This is a genomic window from Mesorhizobium sp. M0001 (assembly GCF_040324255.1).
In the GTDB taxonomy this organism is placed as follows: Bacteria; Pseudomonadota; Alphaproteobacteria; order Rhizobiales; family Rhizobiaceae; genus Mesorhizobium.
In genome coordinates this window covers 304,635-326,039 of sequence record NZ_JAMYVS010000003.1, presented here as the reverse complement: position 1 = coordinate 326,039, position 21,405 = coordinate 304,635, and the positions used below count along the sequence as shown (strand labels likewise).

The window sequence follows — 21,405 nt, the reverse complement described above, 5'->3', positions numbered from 1 at the left end:
CTATATACACCACGCATATTGCGCGCTATGCGTCGTTTGCGAATTGCAAACACTCTAGCTGAATCGGAACCGACAATGAAGTCGTACAATGTCAAGTCAAATGCGAAGCGCTTTGCCAAACAACTTGCCGCAAAGTTTCCCGGCTATAGCCCCGATGAACCGGCCGAGGTGAGCCCCGGCGCAAAGGAATGGTTCCCCGCCCTGGCTGCGCCGTTCAAGACGATGGCCGCCGGCATCCCGGAAGAGATCAGTTCAACCGCCTACGTCAACGGCAAGCTCGCGGAGGTGACGGGGGCACGGGTCGCCGCTGCACTCGCCGAGCCCGTGATACAGGGGAAGGCCACCGGCAAGTCCAAGCTGCGGCCATTCCAACAAGCGGCTGTTGACGCCATCGCGGCTGGCCCCGCCGTGATGACGCTCGGCGCGATGAAAGCGGCGGTCGCCGATCTCCCGCCCACGAAGTCGACCCCGGCTGAAATCGCGGAACGCCGCGCCGCTCGGGCCGCCGCCCGCGCCTCGGCCCCGAAGCCGGTTAAGGTGGCGAAGGTCACGAAAGCGGACACGATCATTGAACTTGTTTCAACGGCGGACGGCGCAACCCTTCGCGACCTCATGGCGGCCACCGAATGGCAGGCCCACACCTTGCGCGGCTACATCGCCGGCACGCTTCGGAAGCGCGGCCACAACATCGTTGCGAAAAGGATCAAGGGCGAGGAAACCCGCTACGTGATCCCGCGCGCCGAGGTGGAAGCATGAGCGGCGCCGCTGTAGAGGTCGCCCGCGCCGAGGCGAAGCGGTTCCGTTCGCCTGGGTCATGGCGGCTTGTCATTCTCGAGTCGCCCTATGCCGGTGATATCGAAAAGAACGTGGCCTATGCGCGGGCCGCGATGCGGGATTGCTTGAGCCGAGGCGACGCCCCAGCGGCAAGCCATTTGCTCTACACGCAACGCGGCGTCTTGGACGATGGCAACCCCGAGGAACGGGTAACAGGCATCGACGCCGGCCTGGCGTGGGGCCGTGTTGCCGAGGCAACCGTGGTCTATGCTGACCTCGGGATTTCTCGCGGCATGGCCGAGGGCGTCGCCCGCGCGGAGGCCGAGGGCAGGCCGGTGGAGTATCGCCGGCTTGAGGCGTGGCAGTCATGACAGCCCCGAGTGACCAAGCCGGCAGCTATCAGACTGCCGAGGAACACAACGCGGCTGCGGCGTCCCGTTCGAAACGGCCCGATGTCCGCAACCCGGTGCTATCACTGCCGGCGGCGGCCAGGCTTATGGCGCTGCCGCCGGAGGTCCGCCAGGAGGTCGCCGAGGTGTTCCGCGACCTGTCCATTGATGCCCGCGCCAGGGCGCAAGTATCCTGGCGCAAGAACAAGGGGCCGATGGCTGCTTACTGGAAAGCGGTCGGCGCGTACGCTACCCACCTTTACAGGGCGGTGAGGCCATGACACCGGCACAGATGCGAGTCCTTCGCGGGCTTACCGACGAGTGGGTGGACGTGCCGGACGGGGCGGACCCGGTTGTCCGGGGCAAGGTCGTCTTTCTCGGCTTGGTCAATGCGGGTCTAGCGGACATGCGCCAGGCGCCGGCCGGGCTGGTTGACTTGAGCGCGGGGCCGGCGCCGGCTATCCGCTGGCAGCGCAAGATAACCTCGGCGGGCCGTGCCGCTCGCGGGGTGACATCGTGGAAGGCTAAGAGCATGGACCCCTCGCTGTAAGGCCGCGTGACCGGAACCTTTTTGCCGCCGACAGGTTGGGCTTGCGTAGTAGGCGTGTCATGGAAAAAGAGCGCAAGCGGATAGAGGTTGAAGCCCTCGCCTCCCGATTGGCGAAAGAGACCGGCATATCGGTAGAGCAATCATGCCAGCTTATTGAACTGATCGGCACCGACTGGAATTCGCTACTTCGTGAGGCTCGGAATCTTAAAAGAGGCCACTAGCGGTCAGCGTTTCCGGCACGCCGCAGTAGTTCCGCCTCGTCGGTAATTCCATTTTGAAAAAGGAGGATGACTCCCCAAGCCAGGACTTCCATTTTTTCCGTGTCTTCTCGGACGATTCCCGCGCTCGCCGCTCAAACGGTCTAGCACCCGCTGAAGCAGGTCGGGATCCTTGGGTTCGAATACCCCACGGTAACTTTCTAACGGCATCGCCGGCCCTCTACACGGCTATTGGCCTACCCACACAAGGATCGCGGTGCAAAGTCAATTCACCGTGAATTGGGCCGTCCCTGCCTATCTTCTCCACCTCAACGGCCACGACCTCCGCGACATCGGCTGCAAGGCCCGCCGGGAAATGCTGCATAGCATCGTGAAGCCTGGCACCCGGATTCAATTCAGCGAGGCGCTACCAGGCGAGGCGAAAGCGATCTTCTATTTGGTCGAGCAAGCCGAGCTTGAGGGGATGGTTTCGAAGCGGGCCGATAGCCCGTATCGAAGCGGCCCAACCACGAATTGGCTGAAGACGAAAGTTATATGTACAGTGATCTTGATCTAATCGGATACCAGCGGGAAACAGGCAAGGCGGCTCAAGGCTTGTTCGCGGAACCAGGAACCGGACGCTACGTAGGAACCGCTATGATCACCCTCGGCCGAGATATGCGCGACCGGCTTTGGCAGCGGGTCCAGGCCAGGGCCGGCGGCGCGGCGCCCGAAGCGCTCGGGAAGAAACGCGACGCCTCGATACAATGGATCAAGCCAGGGGTGCGCGCCACGGTGAAGCATCTGCGAGGCGAAGAGATCTTGCGGCACGCGTCGGTAAAGGCGTTGCTAGAGGATGGGGAAGAGGGCGGCGGTTAGCGGATCAAGATCGCATCGCGTAAAAGAGATTCGTGTCAACGCGTTTATCTACAAGTTATAATTTGCCTGTGGATGCTTGTGTGGGTCTGTGGAAGGCGGTGGGTTCCAAGTGCACCTTGGGCTCCATTTCAGTAAGGAGGAAGGCTCTGCAAAAACGAGGGATCCTCATTCTCGCTATCATTGCTTCAATTTCTTTGGCGATCGTTGCCGATCAGACATTCGGCAAAGGATTTTCGTGGCAAGATATGGATTGGAACGGTGATGGTCATACCTCATTTGCGGAGTTCTTTCACACGTTTGACGTAGGCTCCCGCGAAGTAGAGGTAAATAGTAACGAATGCAGGGAAGCCTATCTCTTGAAGGATGGGACACCAGTTAAGCTGCTGTGCCCCTGACAAAGGGCCGATACTCCGGCGTGGAGGCCCCCAACTGTCGAAGGAGAGCAGATATAGCTCGGTAGCGGCGCACACGGCCAGACCGTCGTTCGTTGGGGGCTTGGCACGATTGTTTGCATACTCGACGGCCGCAGGGGGTATTTAGGGAGTCATCTTCAACAAAGTGATTCCCTAGATGAGGCCGCTTCAAATCTCCTAGCTGATGATCGCCGCGTCGTACCTGCTACCTATGCCCTCAATTCGTCTCACTAGCGGGCCGAGCATATCGCCCGGCGCCAGCCCTCGCGACCACGCCCAAGCCTTAAGCGATTGATCCCGTTGGAGGATTCCGTCGGGGAAGAAAGCCCGCGGTTCTTTGATGCATTCGCAAAAGCGATGGTTTCTTATCGGGGCGAATAGTTCGGATATGCTTTCCGGGATTTCTGCCGCTAGTGAAAACGTGCGATGCAGCGCTCCCCTCACCATGGCACCCAGGGGGAAGGACCCGCGTTTTTTATAAACCATTGATATCATTGACGTTTCGAGATTGGCACCGATGCACCTTGATCGTAGCAAGGGCGAGGGGTGACGCGTAGGCCTTCCCCTAATCCATTCGTTACGTTGGTGCATTCAACCCCGGAAGGCGTAGCGCTTAAGCTGTCGCACTACGTTCGTGGTGAGCTTGGCTTGGGCGTCCGCTTCAATCGTACCCATTGTGATCGCTTGGCTCATTACCTGGGTGACACCGGAACCCCATAGTTCTTTGATCGGGTTTCGCTTTTTTGTTTCCCGCACAAAGACGCCCTCATGCCCTGACTTCATGGTCGCGATGAACGTATGTTTGTAGAGCTTGCGCACCCCCCAGGCGTTCGCGGTCACACCGCCCTTTGTCTGTCTCGCAGCGAACTTGATGAGGGCTATAGGCCTCCCGCTGCCCCGGACAGTAGCGCTTAGCGTTTGCGGGGTGGAATGGGGATAGATGCGTATCGAGGGATCGACGTCACCTCGCTTCAATCCCCCTGCCTTCGCTACGATGCGAGCGGCAAAGGTTCGGACCTGTTTCGCTGTCGTGTTGACTGAAACGGAGAGCGCTTGATTCAGCCTTGGGGGCTGCAGCTTTCGCATCAACGCGCGGACCTCGGAAGTATTCCAGTCCGCGCGGATCTCAAGGTCGGACATCGTGGCCTTACTTGGCCTTGCCCTTCGGGGCAGACAGGGCAGGAGCTTCCTCGGGTGCCGGTGAAACCACTTTAACCACGGCCTCGGGGGCGAGCCCACCGGCGCGGCGCAAACGGTCCAGCGTACCGGGGCCGATGTTGGAAGGCACTGGACCTTTCAGGAACTGCCGCGCGTTGCCATGATCGGAAACAATCACGTTGCGGATGAGGTCAACCATTTCGGGAATCCTTGTTCGGGAAGTCGGGAGCGATGGCGCATTAAGCAAAACCGTTTGCGCTTCGTCAACCGATCCGCTTCGCGGGTCCAGTGTATGGAATGCTTGAGGCCCCATACACCGATCCATACATCGAAACATACAGCCTAAACCACTGTTCTATATATATATATTTATTTGTATGGAAATATATAATAAATATAGGTCTTATAATGCACGCCTCTATGCGCCTCGCTATGCGCTATGCTTGTATAGCTCTATGTTTTCGACGAAAATTCCATAGTTCATATTGATGCAATGATTTCAATGGGTTGATTGTATTTTTCGCCATATGGAAGCTTGTATAGGCCTGGCTCTACGGTTTTTCAGGCCAGAAATCGGACCTCGGCCCCAAAATCCCTCTTGCCACCTCGATATTCGGAACGTATATTAGTGTTGCCAAAACGCAAACAGATGCCGGACCAATGATTTACTTTTCTTCCCGTTCCGAGTGCCCGAACCGCGCCAAGCTCGCCACGATGACGAAGGATGAGGCCGCTACCTGGACCGCTTCCGCGTCGACTAACTGTGGCGAAGTCTCGCGCCTCGCCGAGATCGAGACCTATTACCGGCTCACCCGCGCCGAAGGTGGACGCGCTGCACGCCGCCGCCGTTTCCGCCCTTGTTGCTTCCAAGGTGACCGCATGAGCCCGAAGACAGCCGCCGCTTTCGCCGAGATCGAGGCCGCCGTTGCCACGGGGCAGGCCCGCTTGGTGCCCGCGCTGTTCTCATGGCAGTTCGGGCGCGCTGCCTCGGCCGCCGCGTTCCGCGCCGCCAAGGCCGCCGGCATCATCGAGGTCGCTTACATCAGCTTCTCCGGCACGCCGGTCTTTCAGGCCGCCGGCATCAACGCCGCCCTCGCCCTCTTCTCGACCTCAACCTACGCCACCTACTAGGCAGAAAGCTTCACCCCGAACAGATGCAGTTGGGTGTGTCCGACGCCCACGGCCTCAAAACCTACGTCGAGCCGTACGGCTCGCGCCTGCCTGTCGCATCGCCGCTTACTGGGCGAAATGCACGCCCGGCAGCACGGCAAGCATCGCCTTGCCTCGGCTAAAGTGCTAGACGCAGCACAATGGCTTGCTGGGGGAATACGTGATGAGGGTCTTAATCGGCCTTGCTCTTGCTTGTACAATGGTGGTGGGTTCTTCTAATTCATCACTCTCGCAAGAAGCCAAGAAGGAACAAGATTTTCGGACCGGTCAGACGATGGCCGAGTGCGCGGCGTTTTTCAGGCTCGCTGCGCAACTCTATGCGTCCAAACCCAGTTTGGCGGAACAGGCAAACAACAAGGCCAATGGGTGGGAATTGGCGGCCACGCTCTTCATTTTGAACGGATCAAGTGAAGAGCAGCAGTTCCATGTCAAAGAAACAATGCAGCATATCGTTGACGCGAAAAAGACTGAGTACCTGGCCCGTGTTGAATCGCTTGGCGCGAAGGGCTTTGAAGATATCTCGAAGGAATTCAACGAAACCTGCATGCCTATGGTCCCGCTACAGGAAAAGGTAATAGAAGTTATGAGACGGGGATAGGTAAGCGATCTCGTCAGTGCACGCTAGGCTGATCATCGCAACGACCGTTCGTCGTCATGGGTTGATATCCACCTTCGCAATATGCCTTGAACGCGGCGTTACCTATTTCGGCGTGGCCTTCTAAGCGGTAACCGGCAACGCGCATACATGAGACCACATAGTCCTCAATGTCGGAGGCGTGGGCCTGATAGGCGGCGACGCGACAAGTGGCGTAGTCAACTTCGCGGGCATTTTCGGCTGCAGCCTTGTCGGCGGCTGCACCGGCAGCACTTTGTTGGGCAGCGGCGGTCCATACGGGGTTAGCGATCAATATAGCCGCTACAACTAGAAGCGTTCTCATTTCCTTTTCGTTTCGATCATGGTGTGCTCATCATTTTTGTCCGGAATGCACCGCGAGAGCGCTCGTCCATCAGTTTATAGGCCCCGTTCACGATTTCCGTGAGCGGGTTTTCACGACAATACTTGTCCATCCAGAGATAGGTCTGTTCGGCATTGATCTGCCGTCCGTCCGCCATCCAAAACTCGGTTTGCGATCCGAAGGCTACGCCGTCTAGAAAGCCAACGAGATAGGCCTCGAAGGAAATAGCTTTTCGCCCAGAACGGGCCTCGACCCATTTACCACAATCTATAGCGCCAAGTGTCGAAATGCTGCCTTCAGCAACTGCACCCGATATCGAGAAGAGAGCAGAAATGAAAACCACTGCTCGAAAGAAAGAACTCTTCATGACGCCGATCCCCCAGAACCCATATTCGCAATAGTAGCACGTGGGCGCTGGCCTGTTCAGTAGGGTCCGCCCCGCAGTCCACAACACCGAGCGTGAAAAGATCACCTCCAAAACGTTTGCGTATTGCAAACCAACTATTCGCTATGTATGGAGAGTTAGCGAAACGCAAACGAAGGGCGCCTCCAAATGATCGACTTCGCTGACCTCGATACCGACCCGAACACCTCGGCCCCGCTGGCCCCGACCTCGGCCGAGGCGATCCGCGCCGCCGCTCATATCGCGAACGGTGGCGACGCCTCTTCCCCCTGCCCGAAGTGCAAGGGTTCCGGCACCTGGCGCGGGGGCTTCGCGGTTCGCCAGTGCGTTGAGTGCAAAGGCAAGGGTAAGGTTTCGAAGGGCGTTGTCGCCGCCGCTAAGGGCAAGGTGACGAAGGCCGCTAACCTCGCCGCTGCCAAGGCCGAGTTTGAAGGTTCGAACCCCGCGCTCATGGCCGACCTTCGCGCCATCGCCTCATGGCATTCGTTCTCCCGCGAATTGCTCGGCAAGTTCGATCAATACGGCTCACTCACCACGGGCCAGGTTGTCGCCGCCCTGAATTCGATTGCCAAGGTGAAGGAAGGCCAGGCCGCCCGCGCCGCTGCACGCAACGCCGAAAACGCGGGGAACTCAGGCGAGGTCGGGGTCGAGCGGATCACCGCACTGTTCGCCACCGCTTCGGCCGCCGGCCTAAAAAAGCCGGTGTTCCGCACCGAACGCCTCACTATCAAGCCCGCGAAGACGCATCCCGGCACCCTCTACCTTACCGACAAAGCCCTCGCGGATGCCTATGTCGGCAAGATCGTTGCGGGCAAGTTCGAAGCCCGCCGGGAAGCCAAGCCGGACACCCTGGCCTTGCTGTGCTCGATTGCAGCGGACCCGATGAAAGCGGCCACCGAATACGGTCGATCGACAGGGGAGTGCGGCTGTTGTGGTCGCGAGCTTACCGACCCCGCATCCGTCAAAGCCGGCATCGGCCCGATTTGCGCGACGAAGTGGGGCATTTAGCCCCGCCCTCGGCGCTCCGGACACCATCACCTCAAAGGACTCCCGAAATGCTTTCAACCCACTCTCTTCGCGTGCTTGTTGCCTGCGAATTTTCCGGCACTGTGCGCAACGCCTTTCTTGATCGCGGCCACGACGCTTGGTCCTGTGACCTCCTGCCCTCGGCAGACGGCAGCAACCGCCATATCAGGGGCGACGCGCGTGACCTTCTCGGCGATGGGTGGGATTTGCTCATGGTAGCTCACCCGCCTTGTACCCGTCTCTGCAACAGCGGTGTCCGCTGGCTCACCAAGGCACCGCCGGGAAAGACGCTGGCCCAAATGTGGGGCGAGTTGAATGAAGGCGCCGCGCTCTTCTCGGCGTTTTGGAATGCGCCGATTGATCGCGTCTGCATTGAAAACCCGGTGATGCACAAGCACGCGAAACAGCGGATCACGAATTACGAAGATTTCGCGCAATCGGTCCAGCCCTGGCAGTTCGGACACCCCGAGGTGAAGCGAACTTGCTTCTGGCTTCGCAACCTTCCCGCCTTGACCCCGACCAACGTGGTGGACGGCCGCGAGGCTCGAGTCCATCGGGCATCGCCGAGCCCGGACAGATGGAAGGAACGAAGCCGTTTCTTTTCCGGCATCGCCGACGCCATGGCGGACCAATGGGGTCGCCTCGCGCCGCTCAACCCGATGTCACAAGCCGCATGATCGCCTTTCAAGCAATCGGCCGAGGCTTTCGCGAAGTTCGCGAGGGTCCGGCCATCCATCAACATGGGACACTAGGACGCCACGCCATGACCGTAACAACTGATTCCGAGGTCCGCACGGCCGAGCACGCCTTACTCGCGACAAAGGTGCGCAACTCGCTTCTCGCAGAATGCCATCATTTGGAACGCCAGGGGAGGCCAGAGGTCGCGGCCGCTCACGCCCGCTTCGTCAATGACCTGTCTTATGACCAGATCTTGCGGATGCGCCGCGCCATCCTTGGGGCATGAAGATGACGACTCGCCGAGAAATCCCATGCAAGATTTGCCCTGACTGCTACCGCGTGGTCGCCTCGGCGACAGCGAGGTGCCCGACATGCGGGACCGCGCTAACCACTCGGGAACTCGCAAAGGAAGCCGCGCGCAATCTGGTAGCGCTCAGCCTGGCCTGTGCCGAATTCAATTCACGCCACACCGTGGGCGACGTCATCATGTGCTGGCCTGGCGTCGCGAGGGGCCGCCCTCGGCCAGGATAGTGAGGGCGCCCGCTCAAGTCTTGAGCGGGCATACCGCCGTTGTTTACGTAGCGGGCGGCGGCGGCTGCATTGGCCTTACTCACGTCCAAATTATCACCGCTTAACATTAGCGGGAGCGCAAGTACTTAGCATTTCTTAAGGAGCATCACAATTTGTAACAAGGCGGTGGAAACCATTACGATCATAGTTGCCGCACCGTAAATACCTGATAGAAGCCGCCGGGCATAGTAACCCGGCAAACGACACAACGGCTTTGCTGCGCTTCCTTTCGCGTTTGGCTGAACTTTGGCCGCGCGCATCCGCCTGGCGAAAGTTCCAGGCGCGTGACGGCTTGTCGTCACTGATAGTATCTATCCCCCGGCACGCCGCCCGACGGACGCGGCGCATAGATCATACAAAACGTACGATAATTCGTACAAAACGCGTTGACTCTTTTCGCGTAGTGAGTTCTCATTGTGTTCTCGTAAATCAGTCTCGCCAGGAAAGCCCCGCCCGCATGTTGCATTCCATAGTTGTAGCTGTAGCAACGTTCGCAAAACCTCGCCTCGCCATCCTACTTCATAGCGCCGGCGTCTTCGCGCCAGGAAGCAAGCCGAAACCTTCGATAGAGCTACCGCTCGATGTCGCCACGGGCTCCACGTACCGGGCCAGGAACGGCGCCAAGGTCGGCCCGCTTCGCCCGTTCCGCGACGAGAAAGATGGACCCCACACTGATGCCGCCGGCCGCTCCGCTTGGTTCATGGCCGAAGGTGTCGGCGCCTTCGATCGATACGGCCGCCACCTCACCGGGCACCGGGGTGACAGCCTTTCCGACCTTATCGCGGAATGGACGGGGGAACCTATTGAAATAGATCAATTTTCTTCGCTCAAACCCTTGCAAACCGATATTCGTAATGTATATTCCCATTAACGAAACGGGGATACCGCCATGGCCTACACCACTGAAAAGCTTTCGAGGAATCGCACCGCGATCTACCGCGACGGCGTCTACCTCTGCCAGCTACGGCCGGCCGAGGCTGCGGGCTGGATTTTCAGGGCGGAACGCTCGGACGCAAACGACATCGAGTGGGAGAAGTTGCGCCGGGGCCACCGGATCGAGGCGGCTACCGCCTACCTGGCGAAGCGGGCGACCCGCGCCGCTGCATCCGTCCAGCTCACGCTATTCTAGGAGTCCGTGACATGATCGCTTTCAACCCCGGCCAGACCTATAAGACCCGCTCGATTTGCGACTCCAATTGCTGGTTTTCGATCACGGTTGCTTCGCGCACCGCGAAGACGATCAAGACCTCCGAAGGCAAGACCCTTCGGGTCGGTTCGCACGATGGCGCCGAGACGGTGAAGCCGTACGGTTCCTATTCTATGGCACCCGTCATTTCGGCGGACAGGTAAGGAGTTTAAGCTAATGATCGCACTGCCCGACGCGCCGCTGCCCTGGCGCTTGAACAGCAAGCTAGACGTCACCGAATTGGTCGACGCCAACGGTGAGCCCGTCATTATTTCGGACGAAGAGGGCAACATGGTTGCGCCGGCCGACACATGGTCTTTCATCCTGGCCGCCGTCAACGCCTACGCCTTCAAGCGCGACCGAGACACCGCCGCTGCGGTGTTGGTCCCGAGGCGCCCCCAGCTTCTTATGGATACCGCGTTCATTGGCTACCTCAACGATTGCGAGCGGCGAAACATGATGCCGACGATTGCGGAGCTTTGGCCCCTATTGCTTGCCTCCGCTTTGAAAGCGGAGCGCTAGGCCTCGTCCTTTATTTCCGTTGATCGTTTGCAAAAAGCAAACGTTGTGTTATTCGTTGCGTTATCAAAACGGGGAAGACGCATGAACACCCACCACTATACCGACGCCGAGTTGGCCGGACCCGATTCAACGGCGCGGACCTCGCGAAACGCGCCCTCGGCTTCGTCATCGGAACCGTCACCCTCGCCATCTTTCTCGGCGCTTCCATGCTTAGCGGAGTCCTCGCCGCCGCCATCTTTGGCGCCCCGCTGTGACGAAGCTTCTGCATCCGGAGTCAGAAGCGTTTTCGGTCAAGCGGACGCTTCAAGAGAAAGCGTACCAGATTGCCCAATGTCCTACTAACTGGCGTGTTCCCGATCCCTTCAATCGCACCCTTGGCCGCAACGTCTTCGCGAAAGCGAGCCAGCCATTCTTCCGTCACGCTGTCTCGTTGAATCATGAATTTCGAAGCAGGCGTGCTTTCCGGAGCCGGCACCTCCATAAACTCAGCGAACGCTTCTAGATAAAGAGTTGGGTCAGGCTGCAAATCTTCATAGACAAAGATTCGATGATCCAACCCAAGTAGGTTAACGTAGGATCGCCAATACGCATAGCTTAGCTCAATTTGGAAATACGCTTGGCTAATACCACTAAAGCTATAGGGTACAGTTCGCAAGGTGGTCCGTTCGTGGTTCTGGCTGGTAAATACTCCGGACATATTTGCCCGGTAAGCTGAGATAGCTTGTCGAAGCCGGTCTCGACGTTCCAGTAAAATGACGAGCAGATCATGCTTCCTGTTTATCTCGAACAGAAAGTCTTTGCCGAACTTGTTCTTACATGATTCCAAGTGTCGCGGAAATATCTTGATTGCGAACCGTCCGTTATCGGTCGACCCTTTTCTAATAACAGCTTCTTCGAAAGCAACGTAGCTGCTGGGCTCGAATCGCAAATTTTCCGAACCTAGGAGCCATTCCTCCGAATGCCCCATCAGGCCAGTTGCATTTGTCAAACTCCCTAACCAGTTCGAGCCGCTTCTTTGCTCTGTTAAGATTGCGACACCCCGCATGGAAACCTCGCCTTCGCTGTGGCACGCAAGCGCGCGCCATCCTTCAATCTGCTTGACTTGCGATACGCCCTATAGTCAACAGCGCCAGGGCGCGGAAAGGGGATCAAGCCATCCCGCGCCGCGAATCTTTCCGGCTTAGCCGGCGCGCTGCCCGTAGGCCCGAACGATCCCGTTCGCCTTGCCTTGGCAAGGGTAGCAGGGCCGTTCGCATCGGGAGTCGCATATCATTAGAGCGACCTCGGCGGCCGTTGGCTTCGCTGATGCTGTCATGAGCTTAAGCCCCACGAATAGGGCGGTGTCCGGTGCCAGCGTGACCCGCTTCCCCGCATTGGCACGCGCCAGGATAAGCGCGGCAAGCTCGGCCTCCCCGGCCCATCGCCTCGGCATAAAAGATCATCCGTTGAATTTATTCCTAACGGTAGAACGGAATAAGAACGGAGGTCAAGCTAAGGGCGTGTACTCATAAATCGCGCGTTTGTGTGGGAGCTTGAGGCGAAACGGGCCAAAGACGGAGCCTACTAAGCCCGACAAGCTGTCTTAGCCGCCGTGTGCGCACTGTCGAGCGAGACCCTCGATGAAGCGCCACTGTAGCACCGCGCGGCGGCATCAGGGCTTCAGGTTGATAAGTTCTGGATCGGCACGTTGATATCGACTGATAGTCCGTCAGGCCGCCAATCGTAATCGAGCGTGCCACCGAATTCGCGGACGATGGTGTTGTGGGTGAGCGTACTGCCGAAGCCCTTCCTGATCGGTGCAGCCATGATCTGCGGGCCGCCGTTTTCCTGCCAGTGCAACAGCAGATACTCGTCTTTGCGGGTCCATGACACTTTGATCCTGCCTGGGCCGAGCGTCAGCGCTCCGTGTTTGGCGGCGTTGGTCGCGAGTTCATGGAAGACCATCGCCACGCCATTCGTGGCACGATCACCGAGGTGGACCGGCGGTCCGTTGATTTCGAAGCGGCTAAAGGCCGAATCTTCGTGCGGGTTGAGGATCTTCCGGAGAAGCTGGTCGAGTTCAGTCCCTTCGCTCACCGTCTCGTCGCCGATCTGACGCCTGACGAGGTCGTGGGCCGCCGCCAGCGCATGGAGGCGGCCGGAGAGAAGTTCCGACATCTCGGCCGGTGAGGACGCAGCCTTGGCGCTGACCCGGATCATTCCATAGGTGACGGCGAAAAGGTTCTTTACCCGGTGGTTCATCTCGCGCGTCAGCGTCTGCTGATGCTCCAGTGCCCGCTTCAAGTTCTGCTCAGTCTGTTGCACGTGAAGCGCGATGCCGACGAACGAGGCGAGCTCGGTCATCACCCGCGCATGGCCGCTGTCATAGTAGTCCTCATCTTGCGAAACCAGCCACAACGTCCCGATTGGTTTCACGCTGCCAACATAGAGCGGCACGAGCAGCAATTCTGGCAGCGAAATCTCCGCATCCTGAAGCCACGTGTAGGTCCTCTCAGGACGCTTGCACAAAACCGGCGAGTTGCGGTCTAAGGTCACGCCGCAAGGCGAAAACATCCGGGGCGTCGTTTCACCGGTGAACTTCTCCAGACGGCCACGCAGGTGATGCCAGCGGAAAATGCCCGGCGCCGGGTCCGGTTCGAACAGACTGAGGCCGCCGGTGACACTCCCGGTCATTTCCAGCGCCAAGTCAACGAGGCGCGGCATGATCTCGCCGGGATTGTCAGCCATCCGCGCGGCGAGGTCCTGTATCGCCAACTTTTCCATGAGGTAGTCCGTTGTTTTGGGCGCGCGACGGCTTAGCTCGCCGGTGATGTATACATCGACCGAAGCCTCAACTTCCTGCAACATTGTCATGAGCGCCCCTCCGATCGAGGCCGATTTCACCCTGCGCTACTTATCCCGAATAGGCGAATCTTTTGATTTAACGGGCTCACCGCATCATCGGCGGGAGCGCAACCATCACGGTACATCGGGCTGCGCACTTATGAGTCGACACCCTAGTCCGTGATGCCGGGGGTTTGATAATGGACAATGGCGTCGAGTATGGCTTCGTAAACGCTGCCGCCGGCACCCTCGGCGACCTCGGCGCCGTCAATCCCTTGGCGTTGCGCGTCATGGAAAAGCTTTTCGGTTGCCTTGCCCACCGATATGACATCTGCCCCCACCAGGCTCGGTAGGTTTTCGGCAAGCCACCGATCAAGAAAATTTATACCCCGTGCGCTCATAGGGCTTCAACTTGCACGGTGCAGTTAGGTTCCGCACGCTATTATTCGTCGACATCAATACGTCCATCATCCCTAAATGTGACGCGGTAGGCGAAGTCGGCGAAGACATTGTCCGTTCCGTCATCGGGGCCGCAATGCACCTTGACGACATCGCCTCGGGCGTCCTCCCCTTTCTTCCAAGCCATCTTAGCCGCCGGGCAGTTGAACCCGGCGTTCCGAATGACCAGGGCCGCACCCTTCGCCATGTCCGGGGTAAGCTTCATTTCTTCGGCCGCGGCCGAGGTGGCGACAAGAGCGAAGAGTGCGGCGAGGATCTGTTTCATCGGTCGAGCGTAGCGTCGATCCGGCACGGCGTGCAAGGTCGATGCCGGCGAATTGGTTGCGGCAGGCGGATTCGAACCGCCGGCCTAACGGGGCATGAACCGATCGCTCTACCAGGCTGAGCTACCCCGCCCGCTACCTGCCGGGTTTTTCGTTTGCCGTTGACAAAACGCAAACGACTCGGGCTTATCGCCAGGGTACGGCATAAGGGCGGTGCGAGCCGGCGGCCGCCTTGGGGAGGCGATAGACCGCGAACAGCATGACAGCGGCGCCGGTGACGGCAACCGCAGGCATAGGTCGGGCCTCGCGCGAGGCGGCGACGATGGCGAATTCAGCAGCAACAGCAAGCGGCGCTGGGCTTGGCGGGTGTTCCTGGGCAGCGGTGGCGATGGTGACGCGGTCGAGCTCGGCGGCCGGCGACGAACACGCGGAAAAGGCGATCATTGCGACGGCAAGTGCAGACAGAAGGAAGCGCTTGTGCATCTTGGTTCCTTATTCAGACGAAGGCAAAAAAGGGCGACCGGCCCGTGAGGTCTATGACCGGCCGCCAACGTTTGAAGTATCAGCGAGTCGTTTGCATTTTGTCAACGCTCAATCCGCCTCTTCGCCTGGTTCGCGTTCCCCGAGCAACGCATTAAGCGGGACAGTCACAAACGGCGTGTTGATCCCGCTTGAAAAGTAGCGATTGCCCTTGCCTGGCTTGGCGCCGGGGATCGCCTTCAAGATGTCTCGATACTTTGTAGCCGCCCATTCCGTGTTTCGCAGCACAAGGCGCTTGAAGGTTTCGTGCGTCGTGGTGATGTCAACGGCCATTCCGTCCGCTGCCCGCCATACCCGTATCCCGAGGCGAGCCAGGGCGGCCACGGCAGAACCCTTTTTCTTGTTCGGCTCCATACCGTTGTAGCCATCGCCGAGGGGCAGTTGATCGGCGGCATAGGCCGCCAACTCCAATAGCTCGCCGACCGTCCGCTCCCAGGTGCCGCCCTCGGGCGTGTTGTGGCGGACTAGATGGCCGGTGACATGCTGCAAGAAGCGTTCGGAATCCTTGGTGGCGCCCTTCGCGCTGTGATCGGTCCAGTCGTTGGCGCGTAGCCATTCCAGGGCCGTTTTAACAGTCACAGGTTTCGTGGTGTTGAGAAGGTACGCGCCGGCCAGCATAGGCCCTAGCTGATCGCCGAGGCGTTGCGTGCCGAGGTGTTGAGCCGCCGCCACCGTGAACACGTCCACATAAGCCCGAAGCGTGGGCAAGTGCTGGATGGTCCGCGCGATCAACCGCTTTGAAAATGTTGGCGTGAGAAGGCTGACGATATCGGACAGTAGCTTTTCATAGTGAACCTTGTTCGCGGCCTTCTCTTCCTCGGAATCTTGCGCACCATCCGCGAGGGTCAATTGCGTGATACGCGACTCGTCCGCGTAGCCTTCGATTTGCGTGACGATGGACGCGAAGACGAACATTGACCTGGCCCGGAAGCCCTTCGTTTTTTGGTTCGCGGTGCCCTTGAGAATGAGGCCATCGCCTTCCGAGGCGGCGACGCGCGCCAGGTCCATAATCGCTCGGATGCGTGCTTGGTTGTTTTGATCCTTGGGCTCGACTTCGTCAAAGATGATGGGCAGCGCATCCATGCCGAGGGCGCCGCGCACTCCCGCTTCCGTCGTGTTGCCGACCACGCTCAACGCGGTGGCGCCGAGACACCGGCGGATGATCTGATCCATTACGGTGGACTTGCCTGAACCCGAGGGACCATTGACCCAAACGTGAGGCCTCCATTTCAAGAAGCCGCACACTGGGGCGACAACACACCATCCCGCGAGAAGGTAGCCGGACAGCGGGGAAACCCACCGAAGGCTTTTGCAAAGCTCTAGGAGCTTACGCGCCTCGGCGGTGTTCACCGGGCCGTCAACGTCCACCGCCAGGGCTTCGCCTTCGTCATAGACAAACCGGCTTTTGTGATCGTGAAAGGATGACTCCGAGCCGTCAACAATGAGGCGGTCGCCGGCATGATAAATTGCGGTTTCGCCCTCGAACCATGCACCTCGCCCCCGCACCGAATTGTGAGGCACAAACTTGCGCCGATACATGCACGCTTGCATACATGCGTTGATCGCTGCGCTCCAATCGACACCAGTTTTCGCGCCGGGGAATTCGGACTCCCACCATTGCAGTTTGGCAAGACGCATCATGTTCGAAGATGACAGTTGCGACGCGGTAAGCGAGATCACTTGCGCCACGTTCGCGGGCTGAAAGAACAGCGTTGTTTCATCGACCCCAAGGCAACGGAAATGAGGTTCGCCGAACGTAGCAAGCGGGTGCTCCACTTCGTCCGCATCGACGCGCGACGCGCCGGGCTCGGCGTGGTCGGGGCCGTGGTCTTGATCGTCCGGGTGATAGCCGCTGCCGTCATCCTCGGCCGGCGGCGGCGCCGGATTTTCTTCATCCTGCGATGCCGGCGGGTTGAGTACCGCGTTGATGAGATCGCGCACCCGGCCGACCCCATACTTTTGGGCGAGGTCATCGAAGTCGGTTAGCTCGATATCGGCGGCGTCGAACTCGGGGCACGCGACAAGCCCGGCGACCGTTTCTGCCGCTTCCTTCGCCTTGGTGAGGCCCGGGTTCATCCTTCCGTCTGGCATCGGGGTGAGTCGGTCATTGTCCGCCGCGAAGAGCAACCGCGCCTCAGGGTACTTGGCGCGGATCGCCTTTGAAACCGACGCCAGGTTGCCGGCATCGAAAGCGGTAATAGTGAGGTAGCCGGTAGCCTCATGAACGCGGGCGGCGGTGCTGTAGCCTTCGGCGATCACGATGACGGCGCCGGGCTCTTCCGGCGGCTTGCCGATGGAATGATAGTTCCCCTCTTTCGCGGTGCCCTTGAGAAAGCGTTTCGTGCCATCATCGGCGATAAGCTGGACACTCACCAGCACCTTGGCCGGCGAGTAGAGCGGCACGACAAGCGAGCCGGCCCGAGCGGTGCGGGGCTCTTCCTCGGGGTCGATGACGTAGCGAACGCTTTTCTTGAGTCTGCGAAGGCCAGGGAAGGGCGGCAGGCCCTTTCGGGCGAGGTAGGGGTGCGATGCCGGCGCCTTCTCTGTTTCCGCCATGATGAGGGCCGCAGCGGCAGCAGCGGCGGCATGAAGCGCGGCTCGCTCTTCCTCGCGCTGGCGTTGCGTATCGATCATGCGTTGTTTCAGGGCCGAACGTTCCGCCGCCGTCATCGTTGACGGCCGCTTTTCGGTCCAAGTATCTTGCACGCCGGTTTGCAAATCGCCGAAGGCGCCCGAGGCCGGGGAGTCCAAGTGCAGCACATACCAGACGTGTTGATTTTTGGCCTGCTTTTTACCCTGGGCGTTGGCGCGATGTATCTTGCCGTCCGCTATCGGATGGGATGAGCCGCGAGCGTTGGAGGTGTCCAAGTGGACGCCGGCCGAGCGCATCGCCTCAATGAAATCGAGGATCTGTTGTTCACTGTCCGCCACGGTATGCCTTGAGAGTTTCGAGCGCGTCCGCTTCACTTCTAATGATCGTGCCGATGCCACCGGCGCCAGCGATGAAACCCGCGAAATGGGCTTGTTCCTTCGTCGGCCTGCCCGTCCCGTCTTTTACTTCCCAGGACCCGAACACGGCGACTCGGCGGCCGACCATTTCGGGCGTGATGATGATAGAGGCGAGGCCGATGATATCACCGGACCCGAGGCATAGACCGGCCTTGATAGGGTAGGCGTCAAGCACGACTCGCTCGCCGCCTCGGGCAGTGTATTTCTCGCCGGCCGACAATGAAAACGATTTGCCAGCCCACCCCGATGCCGTGGTGTTTCTCCACACCGTTGCCCCCGCCTTGGACAAGACGATGAGGCAGCGGTTCATAAGATTTGTGCCGGTGCTCATAGCAACGCCGGCATGGCTTGAAGCTCGGCCCGGTGTTCGGTATCCGCCGGCTTCCATTTGTCAAAGTCCGCCTCGATCTGCCCGTAATTTACGGGATGGGCGAGGCGGAGGTTCAAGGCACTGCGACCGGCGATATAGCGGCCCCGCTCGGCGGCAGGGGCAAGCCAGCGCATATCAAGCCAGCGCTTCCGGTCGATGCCGATTAGCTTGAAATCGGCGATGGAAACGAAGCCTCGGCGTTCCAAGATTATGCAAATCTTGATCGCCTTAATCTTCCATTCCGATAGCTGCGAAGGCCCCGAAGCGCCCGCGATGACATCGGGCACGTAGGCCGGAACCTTGCACCGTTCCGCCGGGCAATGGTCCGCCCAGGTCTTCCGCCAGTCATAGCCGAAGGCCGGAAGTTCCGGGGTGAACCACGGCTTGTCGCTGGTATGGGCGCGGCGATAGGAAAGCCCGAACCTTTCCGCGAAAGCCTTTTCTTCGGCGACGCGTTCCCCTTCGCTTGTCATGACGATCACGACGACACCGAGATAGCTTGCTACGGCCTTCAACTCGACCCCGGCGGCGCCAGACGGCACCAAAGCGGCCCGGAAGTCAGGGCCGGCGTGCTCGCGGCCGTGCCCCGAATAGATGCCTTCAATGGCCTGCAGAAGCACCTTCGGATTGAGGGTCATTTTTGCCTCAACGCCGATTTGGCCGCCGTCAACGTCGCGCACCAAGAGGATATCAAAGCCGGCGGTTTCCGGGTACGCGGTCCAGCCCTCGGGCAGGCGAGCAATGAAGGCGGCGCAAAGCGCGGCCTCGGACTCGAAGATGGCTTTTGCCTTAGCCATTGGAAGGCACCGCTGGAACCTGGCGCTCGCAAATCTCGGCGTAGTGGCGCAACACCTCGCCGGCAGCGGGGGCGCCATACCACTCGACCAGCTTAACCGCCAGGGTATCGAGCACGCCGAACGCGGCGGCATCTGCCGGCAGGCCGTCGCGGACGTGAGCGGCCAGGGCAGCGGCCATGTGCGCGCGGCCACCGTTGCGAATGGTGTTGTGCTTGATCGCCTCAAGGTCGGTCATCTGGCCGGTTTTGATGTAGTCGGAATAAGAGCGGGGCATAGGCTTCCTTTCAGCGGACGTAGCGGGTTTGAGATTTGGACATTCGGGCGGCGTGAACGTGCTTCGCCCACCCGTGGGGGTTCTTCATGCCGCGCATCTTTCCGAGCGCGACGAGGTCTTCCAAGCTCTTCGCCGAGCTTTGCTGTTGCTTCGCCACCACGCGGGCGGTGCGGTCGATCTCCGCCAGTTCGCCGGCAAGTTCCTTCACCGTCCGGCCCATGGTGGGATAGACGTGCTGGCATTGCGGGCAGGTCGGCGCGGGTTGGTGGACGCGGAAGCAATTCGGGCACTGCCGTGTCGTAACGGCGGGCTCGTCGTCGTCTTCGTCTTCCTTCGTCCGTTTCTTTTTCTCGTGACCCTCAAGCGTCCATTCCCGATCGTCATCGGGCAAGCCGTGGCCGCGCCCGCCTTGTTCCTTCGGGATGCTGTTTCCGGCGTGGTCGAGGATGAGGGCGTAAGGCTTCGGCCCCGCCGCTATCGCCACGAGGCGGCCGGCCTGGGTATCGAGGTCGAAACCTGGCGCGTAGACGGGACGAAGCACGCGGCCGACTTGCTGTAGAAACAGCGGCAACGAATGCGTGGGCCGCAAGAGAATGGCGACCTCAATCGCGGGCAAATCGAAGCCCTCGGAAACAAGGTCCACCGATGACAGGATCTGAATCGTGCCGCGTTCATAGGCGCGAAGGATGGCGTCGCGGTCAGGGGAGTCGCCATCGATATGGGCAGCGGTGTAGCCGGCGGCCTGGAATTGCTCGACCACGCTCAAGCTGTGCTTGATGGACACGCAAAAGATCATGGCCTTACGGCCGTGGGCGAGACGCCGGTAATGCTCGACCGCGTTGCCGGTGATGGCGGTAGTCGCCATGCGCTTGGCTAGTTCGGCCTTGTTGAGGTCGCCGCCGGTGCGCTTGATGCCCGAGAGGTCCGGCGAGGTAGGCGCGAACACGCGATAGGTGGACAGGTAGCCTTGTTCCATGAGCCAGGCCACGGGCGGCCCCTGCACCATGCGGCCGAACCACTTCCCTAGCCCGGTGCCATCCATGCGTTCCGGCGTCGCCGACAGGCCAACGATTTTGGCTTTCTTGCCCGCGTATTCTTCAATGATGTCCGACCACGTTTTTGCGCCCGCGTGGTGCGCTTCGTCCGGCACATAGAGGTCGGGGGTGCCGTGTTGTTCCATCCGCTTACCGAGCGTTTGGATGCTGGCGATCTGTACCGGCTGGCGGCGGTCGCCAGTCATGCCGGAACAAATGATCCCGTAAGGAATTCCGACCTTGTCAAAGGTGAGGGCGGTTTGCTTGATAAGCTCGCGCCGGTGGACACCGAAGATCACTCGCTTGCCGCGCTTCGCCGCAGACGATGCCATGAAGGCGGCGAGGCCGGTTTTGCCGCCGCCGGTTGCCATCTGGACAAGAACGGAATTGACCTCGCGAAGCGCGTCCCGCGCCTCGACTATTAGCTCTTGCTGGTAGGGGCGAAGGACGAAAGCCATTTAAGCCACCACCGCCTCGCGAGTGTCCGCCGCTATGGCGTCCCGCACCGCGCGGCGCTCTACCGGCGTGCCCTTCCCGGTCGTGGCGAGGGCATGGAAACCGCAATAGGGTTGCCGGAAGCCAGGAATCCGCGGTGCCCCGCAAAACAGCGAGGTGTCGGCGTCAAACTGTTGGTGATGTCCCCAAAGCGGGAACTCGCATTTGCATGAGGTGAGGCGGCCGTGGGGAACGCCATCGTAGCCGGGCGCCTTCGCCGGAAACTTCACATTGAACGGACGGGGCGCCGGCCCCTCGACTTGAGCCGGGGCAGCGGTCTTGCGAACCCGCTTCCGGCCGTGCCCCCGAGGTGCAAACTGATCGGGGTTCCGGCGAGCCAGGCCGTAAAGCTCTTCCGGCGATGAACCGACAAGCTCGGCGATCTCGGCGCCGTTCATCCCGGTTGCCCATAGGCGCCGAGCCTCGGCCTTGTTTTCAGCATTCCATTTCATAGGGGAGTTCTCCAAAAC

At 60.0% G+C, this 21,405-nt stretch carries 31 protein-coding genes and 1 tRNA gene; 16 read left to right on the top strand and 16 right to left on the bottom strand.

Features of this window, described 5'->3' with window-relative positions; genetic code table 11:
- Positions 1 to 75 precede the first annotated feature (75 nt).
- The 7 genes from NKK50_RS11480 to NKK50_RS11450 all read left to right on the top strand — a co-directional run bounded on the left by NKK50_RS11480 (position 76) and on the right by NKK50_RS11450 (position 3,184).
- Positions 76 to 756: a DUF3489 domain-containing protein gene (locus NKK50_RS11480; RefSeq protein WP_352543423.1), complete on the top strand. Its 681-nt coding sequence runs from the start codon at positions 76 to 78 to the stop codon at positions 754 to 756.
- Entirely contained in the window at positions 753 to 1,145 is a 393-nt protein-coding gene (locus NKK50_RS11475; RefSeq protein WP_352543422.1) for a DUF7768 domain-containing protein, read from the top strand. The genes NKK50_RS11480 and NKK50_RS11475 overlap by 4 nt, the downstream gene beginning before the upstream one ends.
- Positions 1,142 to 1,444, top strand: a complete 303-nt coding sequence (locus NKK50_RS11470; protein WP_352543421.1) for a hypothetical protein — start codon at positions 1,142 to 1,144, stop codon at positions 1,442 to 1,444. The genes NKK50_RS11475 and NKK50_RS11470 overlap by 4 nt, the downstream gene beginning before the upstream one ends.
- An 11-nt stretch (positions 1,445 to 1,455) precedes the next feature.
- Positions 1,456 to 1,713, top strand: coding sequence for a hypothetical protein (locus NKK50_RS11465; protein ID WP_352543420.1), 258 nt, complete (start codon positions 1,456 to 1,458; stop codon positions 1,711 to 1,713).
- A gap of 573 nt (positions 1,714 to 2,286) precedes the next feature.
- Entirely contained in the window at positions 2,287 to 2,487 is a 201-nt protein-coding gene (locus tag NKK50_RS11460; RefSeq protein ID WP_352543518.1) for a DNA ligase-like domain-containing protein, read from the top strand.
- 80 nt (positions 2,488 to 2,567) lie between these two features.
- Complete coding sequence (locus NKK50_RS11455; protein WP_352543419.1) at positions 2,568 to 2,789, top strand: hypothetical protein; 222 nt, start codon at positions 2,568 to 2,570, stop codon at positions 2,787 to 2,789.
- Between the two features lie 80 nt (positions 2,790 to 2,869).
- On the top strand, positions 2,870 to 3,184 hold the full coding sequence (locus NKK50_RS11450) for a hypothetical protein (protein ID WP_352543418.1): 315 nt from the start codon (positions 2,870 to 2,872) through the stop codon (positions 3,182 to 3,184).
- 609 nt (positions 3,185 to 3,793) lie between these two features.
- Here NKK50_RS11450 and NKK50_RS11445 read toward each other — a convergent pair.
- On the bottom strand, positions 3,794 to 4,342 hold the full coding sequence (locus NKK50_RS11445) for a phage tail protein (protein ID WP_352543417.1): 549 nt from the start codon (positions 4,340 to 4,342) through the stop codon (positions 3,794 to 3,796).
- Between the two features lie 7 nt (positions 4,343 to 4,349).
- Positions 4,350 to 4,559, bottom strand: coding sequence for a hypothetical protein (locus NKK50_RS11440; protein ID WP_352543416.1), 210 nt, complete (start codon positions 4,557 to 4,559; stop codon positions 4,350 to 4,352).
- Between the two features lie 461 nt (positions 4,560 to 5,020).
- Between NKK50_RS11440 and NKK50_RS11435 the strand changes: the two genes are divergently transcribed.
- A complete protein-coding gene (locus tag NKK50_RS11435) occupies positions 5,021 to 5,491 on the top strand; it encodes a hypothetical protein (protein WP_352543415.1) in 471 nt (156 codons plus the stop codon).
- A 202-nt stretch (positions 5,492 to 5,693) separates the two neighbouring features.
- Positions 5,694 to 6,128 carry a hypothetical protein gene (locus tag NKK50_RS11430; RefSeq protein ID WP_352543414.1) on the top strand — a complete coding sequence of 145 codons (435 nt, stop codon included), beginning with the start codon at positions 5,694 to 5,696 and terminating at the stop codon, positions 6,126 to 6,128.
- A 13-nt stretch (positions 6,129 to 6,141) separates the two neighbouring features.
- On the opposite strand, the gene NKK50_RS11425 is transcribed toward NKK50_RS11430, so the two are convergent.
- Both NKK50_RS11425 and NKK50_RS11420 read right to left on the bottom strand, forming a co-directional pair.
- Entirely contained in the window at positions 6,142 to 6,468 is a 327-nt protein-coding gene (locus NKK50_RS11425; protein ID WP_352543413.1) for a hypothetical protein, read from the bottom strand.
- A gap of 16 nt (positions 6,469 to 6,484) precedes the next feature.
- Entirely contained in the window at positions 6,485 to 6,853 is a 369-nt protein-coding gene (locus tag NKK50_RS11420) for a hypothetical protein (protein ID WP_352543412.1), read from the bottom strand.
- A 186-nt stretch (positions 6,854 to 7,039) separates the two neighbouring features.
- Here NKK50_RS11420 and NKK50_RS11415 point away from each other — a divergent pair, with 186 nt between their 5' ends.
- The 7 genes from NKK50_RS11415 to NKK50_RS11385 all read left to right on the top strand — a co-directional run bounded on the left by NKK50_RS11415 (position 7,040) and on the right by NKK50_RS11385 (position 10,871).
- Positions 7,040 to 7,897, top strand: coding sequence for a DUF6011 domain-containing protein (locus tag NKK50_RS11415; protein ID WP_352543411.1), 858 nt, complete (start codon positions 7,040 to 7,042; stop codon positions 7,895 to 7,897).
- Positions 7,898 to 7,944: 47 nt separating this feature from the next.
- Entirely contained in the window at positions 7,945 to 8,592 is a 648-nt protein-coding gene (locus NKK50_RS11410; RefSeq protein ID WP_352543410.1) for a hypothetical protein, read from the top strand.
- A gap of 86 nt (positions 8,593 to 8,678) precedes the next feature.
- Entirely contained in the window at positions 8,679 to 8,879 is a 201-nt protein-coding gene (locus tag NKK50_RS11405; protein ID WP_352543409.1) for a hypothetical protein, read from the top strand.
- 741 nt (positions 8,880 to 9,620) lie between these two features.
- Positions 9,621 to 10,034, top strand: a complete 414-nt coding sequence (locus NKK50_RS11400) for a hypothetical protein (RefSeq protein WP_352543408.1) — start codon at positions 9,621 to 9,623, stop codon at positions 10,032 to 10,034.
- An 18-nt stretch (positions 10,035 to 10,052) separates the two neighbouring features.
- Complete coding sequence (locus NKK50_RS11395; RefSeq protein ID WP_352543407.1) at positions 10,053 to 10,292, top strand: hypothetical protein; 240 nt, start codon at positions 10,053 to 10,055, stop codon at positions 10,290 to 10,292.
- Between the two features lie 11 nt (positions 10,293 to 10,303).
- Complete coding sequence (locus NKK50_RS11390; protein WP_352543406.1) at positions 10,304 to 10,513, top strand: hypothetical protein; 210 nt, start codon at positions 10,304 to 10,306, stop codon at positions 10,511 to 10,513.
- A gap of 13 nt (positions 10,514 to 10,526) precedes the next feature.
- Positions 10,527 to 10,871: a hypothetical protein gene (locus tag NKK50_RS11385; RefSeq protein ID WP_352543405.1), complete on the top strand. Its 345-nt coding sequence runs from the start codon at positions 10,527 to 10,529 to the stop codon at positions 10,869 to 10,871.
- Positions 10,872 to 11,145: 274 nt separating this feature from the next.
- On the opposite strand, the gene NKK50_RS11380 is transcribed toward NKK50_RS11385, so the two are convergent.
- The 12 genes from NKK50_RS11380 to NKK50_RS11325 all read right to left on the bottom strand — a co-directional run bounded on the left by NKK50_RS11380 (position 11,146) and on the right by NKK50_RS11325 (position 21,387).
- Entirely contained in the window at positions 11,146 to 11,916 is a 771-nt protein-coding gene (locus NKK50_RS11380) for a Stf0 family sulfotransferase (RefSeq protein ID WP_352543404.1), read from the bottom strand.
- A gap of 614 nt (positions 11,917 to 12,530) precedes the next feature.
- Positions 12,531 to 13,724 carry an HWE histidine kinase domain-containing protein gene (locus NKK50_RS11375; protein ID WP_352543403.1) on the bottom strand — a complete coding sequence of 398 codons (1,194 nt, stop codon included), beginning with the start codon at positions 13,722 to 13,724 and terminating at the stop codon, positions 12,531 to 12,533.
- A 143-nt stretch (positions 13,725 to 13,867) separates the two neighbouring features.
- The gene (locus NKK50_RS11370; RefSeq protein WP_352543402.1) at positions 13,868 to 14,095 is read right to left on the bottom strand and encodes a uroporphyrinogen-III synthase; all 228 of its coding nucleotides are present in this window, start codon (positions 14,093 to 14,095) and stop codon (positions 13,868 to 13,870) included.
- 41 nt (positions 14,096 to 14,136) lie between these two features.
- Positions 14,137 to 14,418: a hypothetical protein gene (locus NKK50_RS11365; protein ID WP_352543401.1), complete on the bottom strand. Its 282-nt coding sequence runs from the start codon at positions 14,416 to 14,418 to the stop codon at positions 14,137 to 14,139.
- Positions 14,419 to 14,471: 53 nt separating this feature from the next.
- Positions 14,472 to 14,549 (bottom strand) — tRNA-Met (locus tag NKK50_RS11360).
- A 53-nt stretch (positions 14,550 to 14,602) separates the two neighbouring features.
- Complete coding sequence (locus NKK50_RS11355; RefSeq protein WP_352543400.1) at positions 14,603 to 14,899, bottom strand: hypothetical protein; 297 nt, start codon at positions 14,897 to 14,899, stop codon at positions 14,603 to 14,605.
- A 108-nt stretch (positions 14,900 to 15,007) separates the two neighbouring features.
- Positions 15,008 to 17,887 carry a primase/helicase family protein gene (locus NKK50_RS11350; protein ID WP_352543399.1) on the bottom strand — a complete coding sequence of 960 codons (2,880 nt, stop codon included), beginning with the start codon at positions 17,885 to 17,887 and terminating at the stop codon, positions 15,008 to 15,010.
- Positions 17,874 to 18,296 carry a hypothetical protein gene (locus NKK50_RS11345; RefSeq protein ID WP_352543398.1) on the bottom strand — a complete coding sequence of 141 codons (423 nt, stop codon included), beginning with the start codon at positions 18,294 to 18,296 and terminating at the stop codon, positions 17,874 to 17,876. Before NKK50_RS11345 ends, NKK50_RS11350 begins: the two co-directional genes overlap by 14 nt.
- A complete protein-coding gene (locus tag NKK50_RS11340; protein ID WP_352543397.1) occupies positions 18,293 to 19,132 on the bottom strand; it encodes a hypothetical protein in 840 nt (279 codons plus the stop codon). The genes NKK50_RS11345 and NKK50_RS11340 overlap by 4 nt, the downstream gene beginning before the upstream one ends.
- A complete protein-coding gene (locus tag NKK50_RS11335) occupies positions 19,125 to 19,406 on the bottom strand; it encodes a hypothetical protein (RefSeq protein ID WP_352543396.1) in 282 nt (93 codons plus the stop codon). Before NKK50_RS11335 ends, NKK50_RS11340 begins: the two co-directional genes overlap by 8 nt.
- Positions 19,407 to 19,416: 10 nt before the next feature.
- Positions 19,417 to 20,898 carry a DEAD/DEAH box helicase gene (locus tag NKK50_RS11330; protein WP_352543395.1) on the bottom strand — a complete coding sequence of 494 codons (1,482 nt, stop codon included), beginning with the start codon at positions 20,896 to 20,898 and terminating at the stop codon, positions 19,417 to 19,419.
- Complete coding sequence (locus tag NKK50_RS11325; RefSeq protein WP_352543394.1) at positions 20,899 to 21,387, bottom strand: hypothetical protein; 489 nt, start codon at positions 21,385 to 21,387, stop codon at positions 20,899 to 20,901.
- Positions 21,388 to 21,405 lie beyond the last annotated feature (18 nt).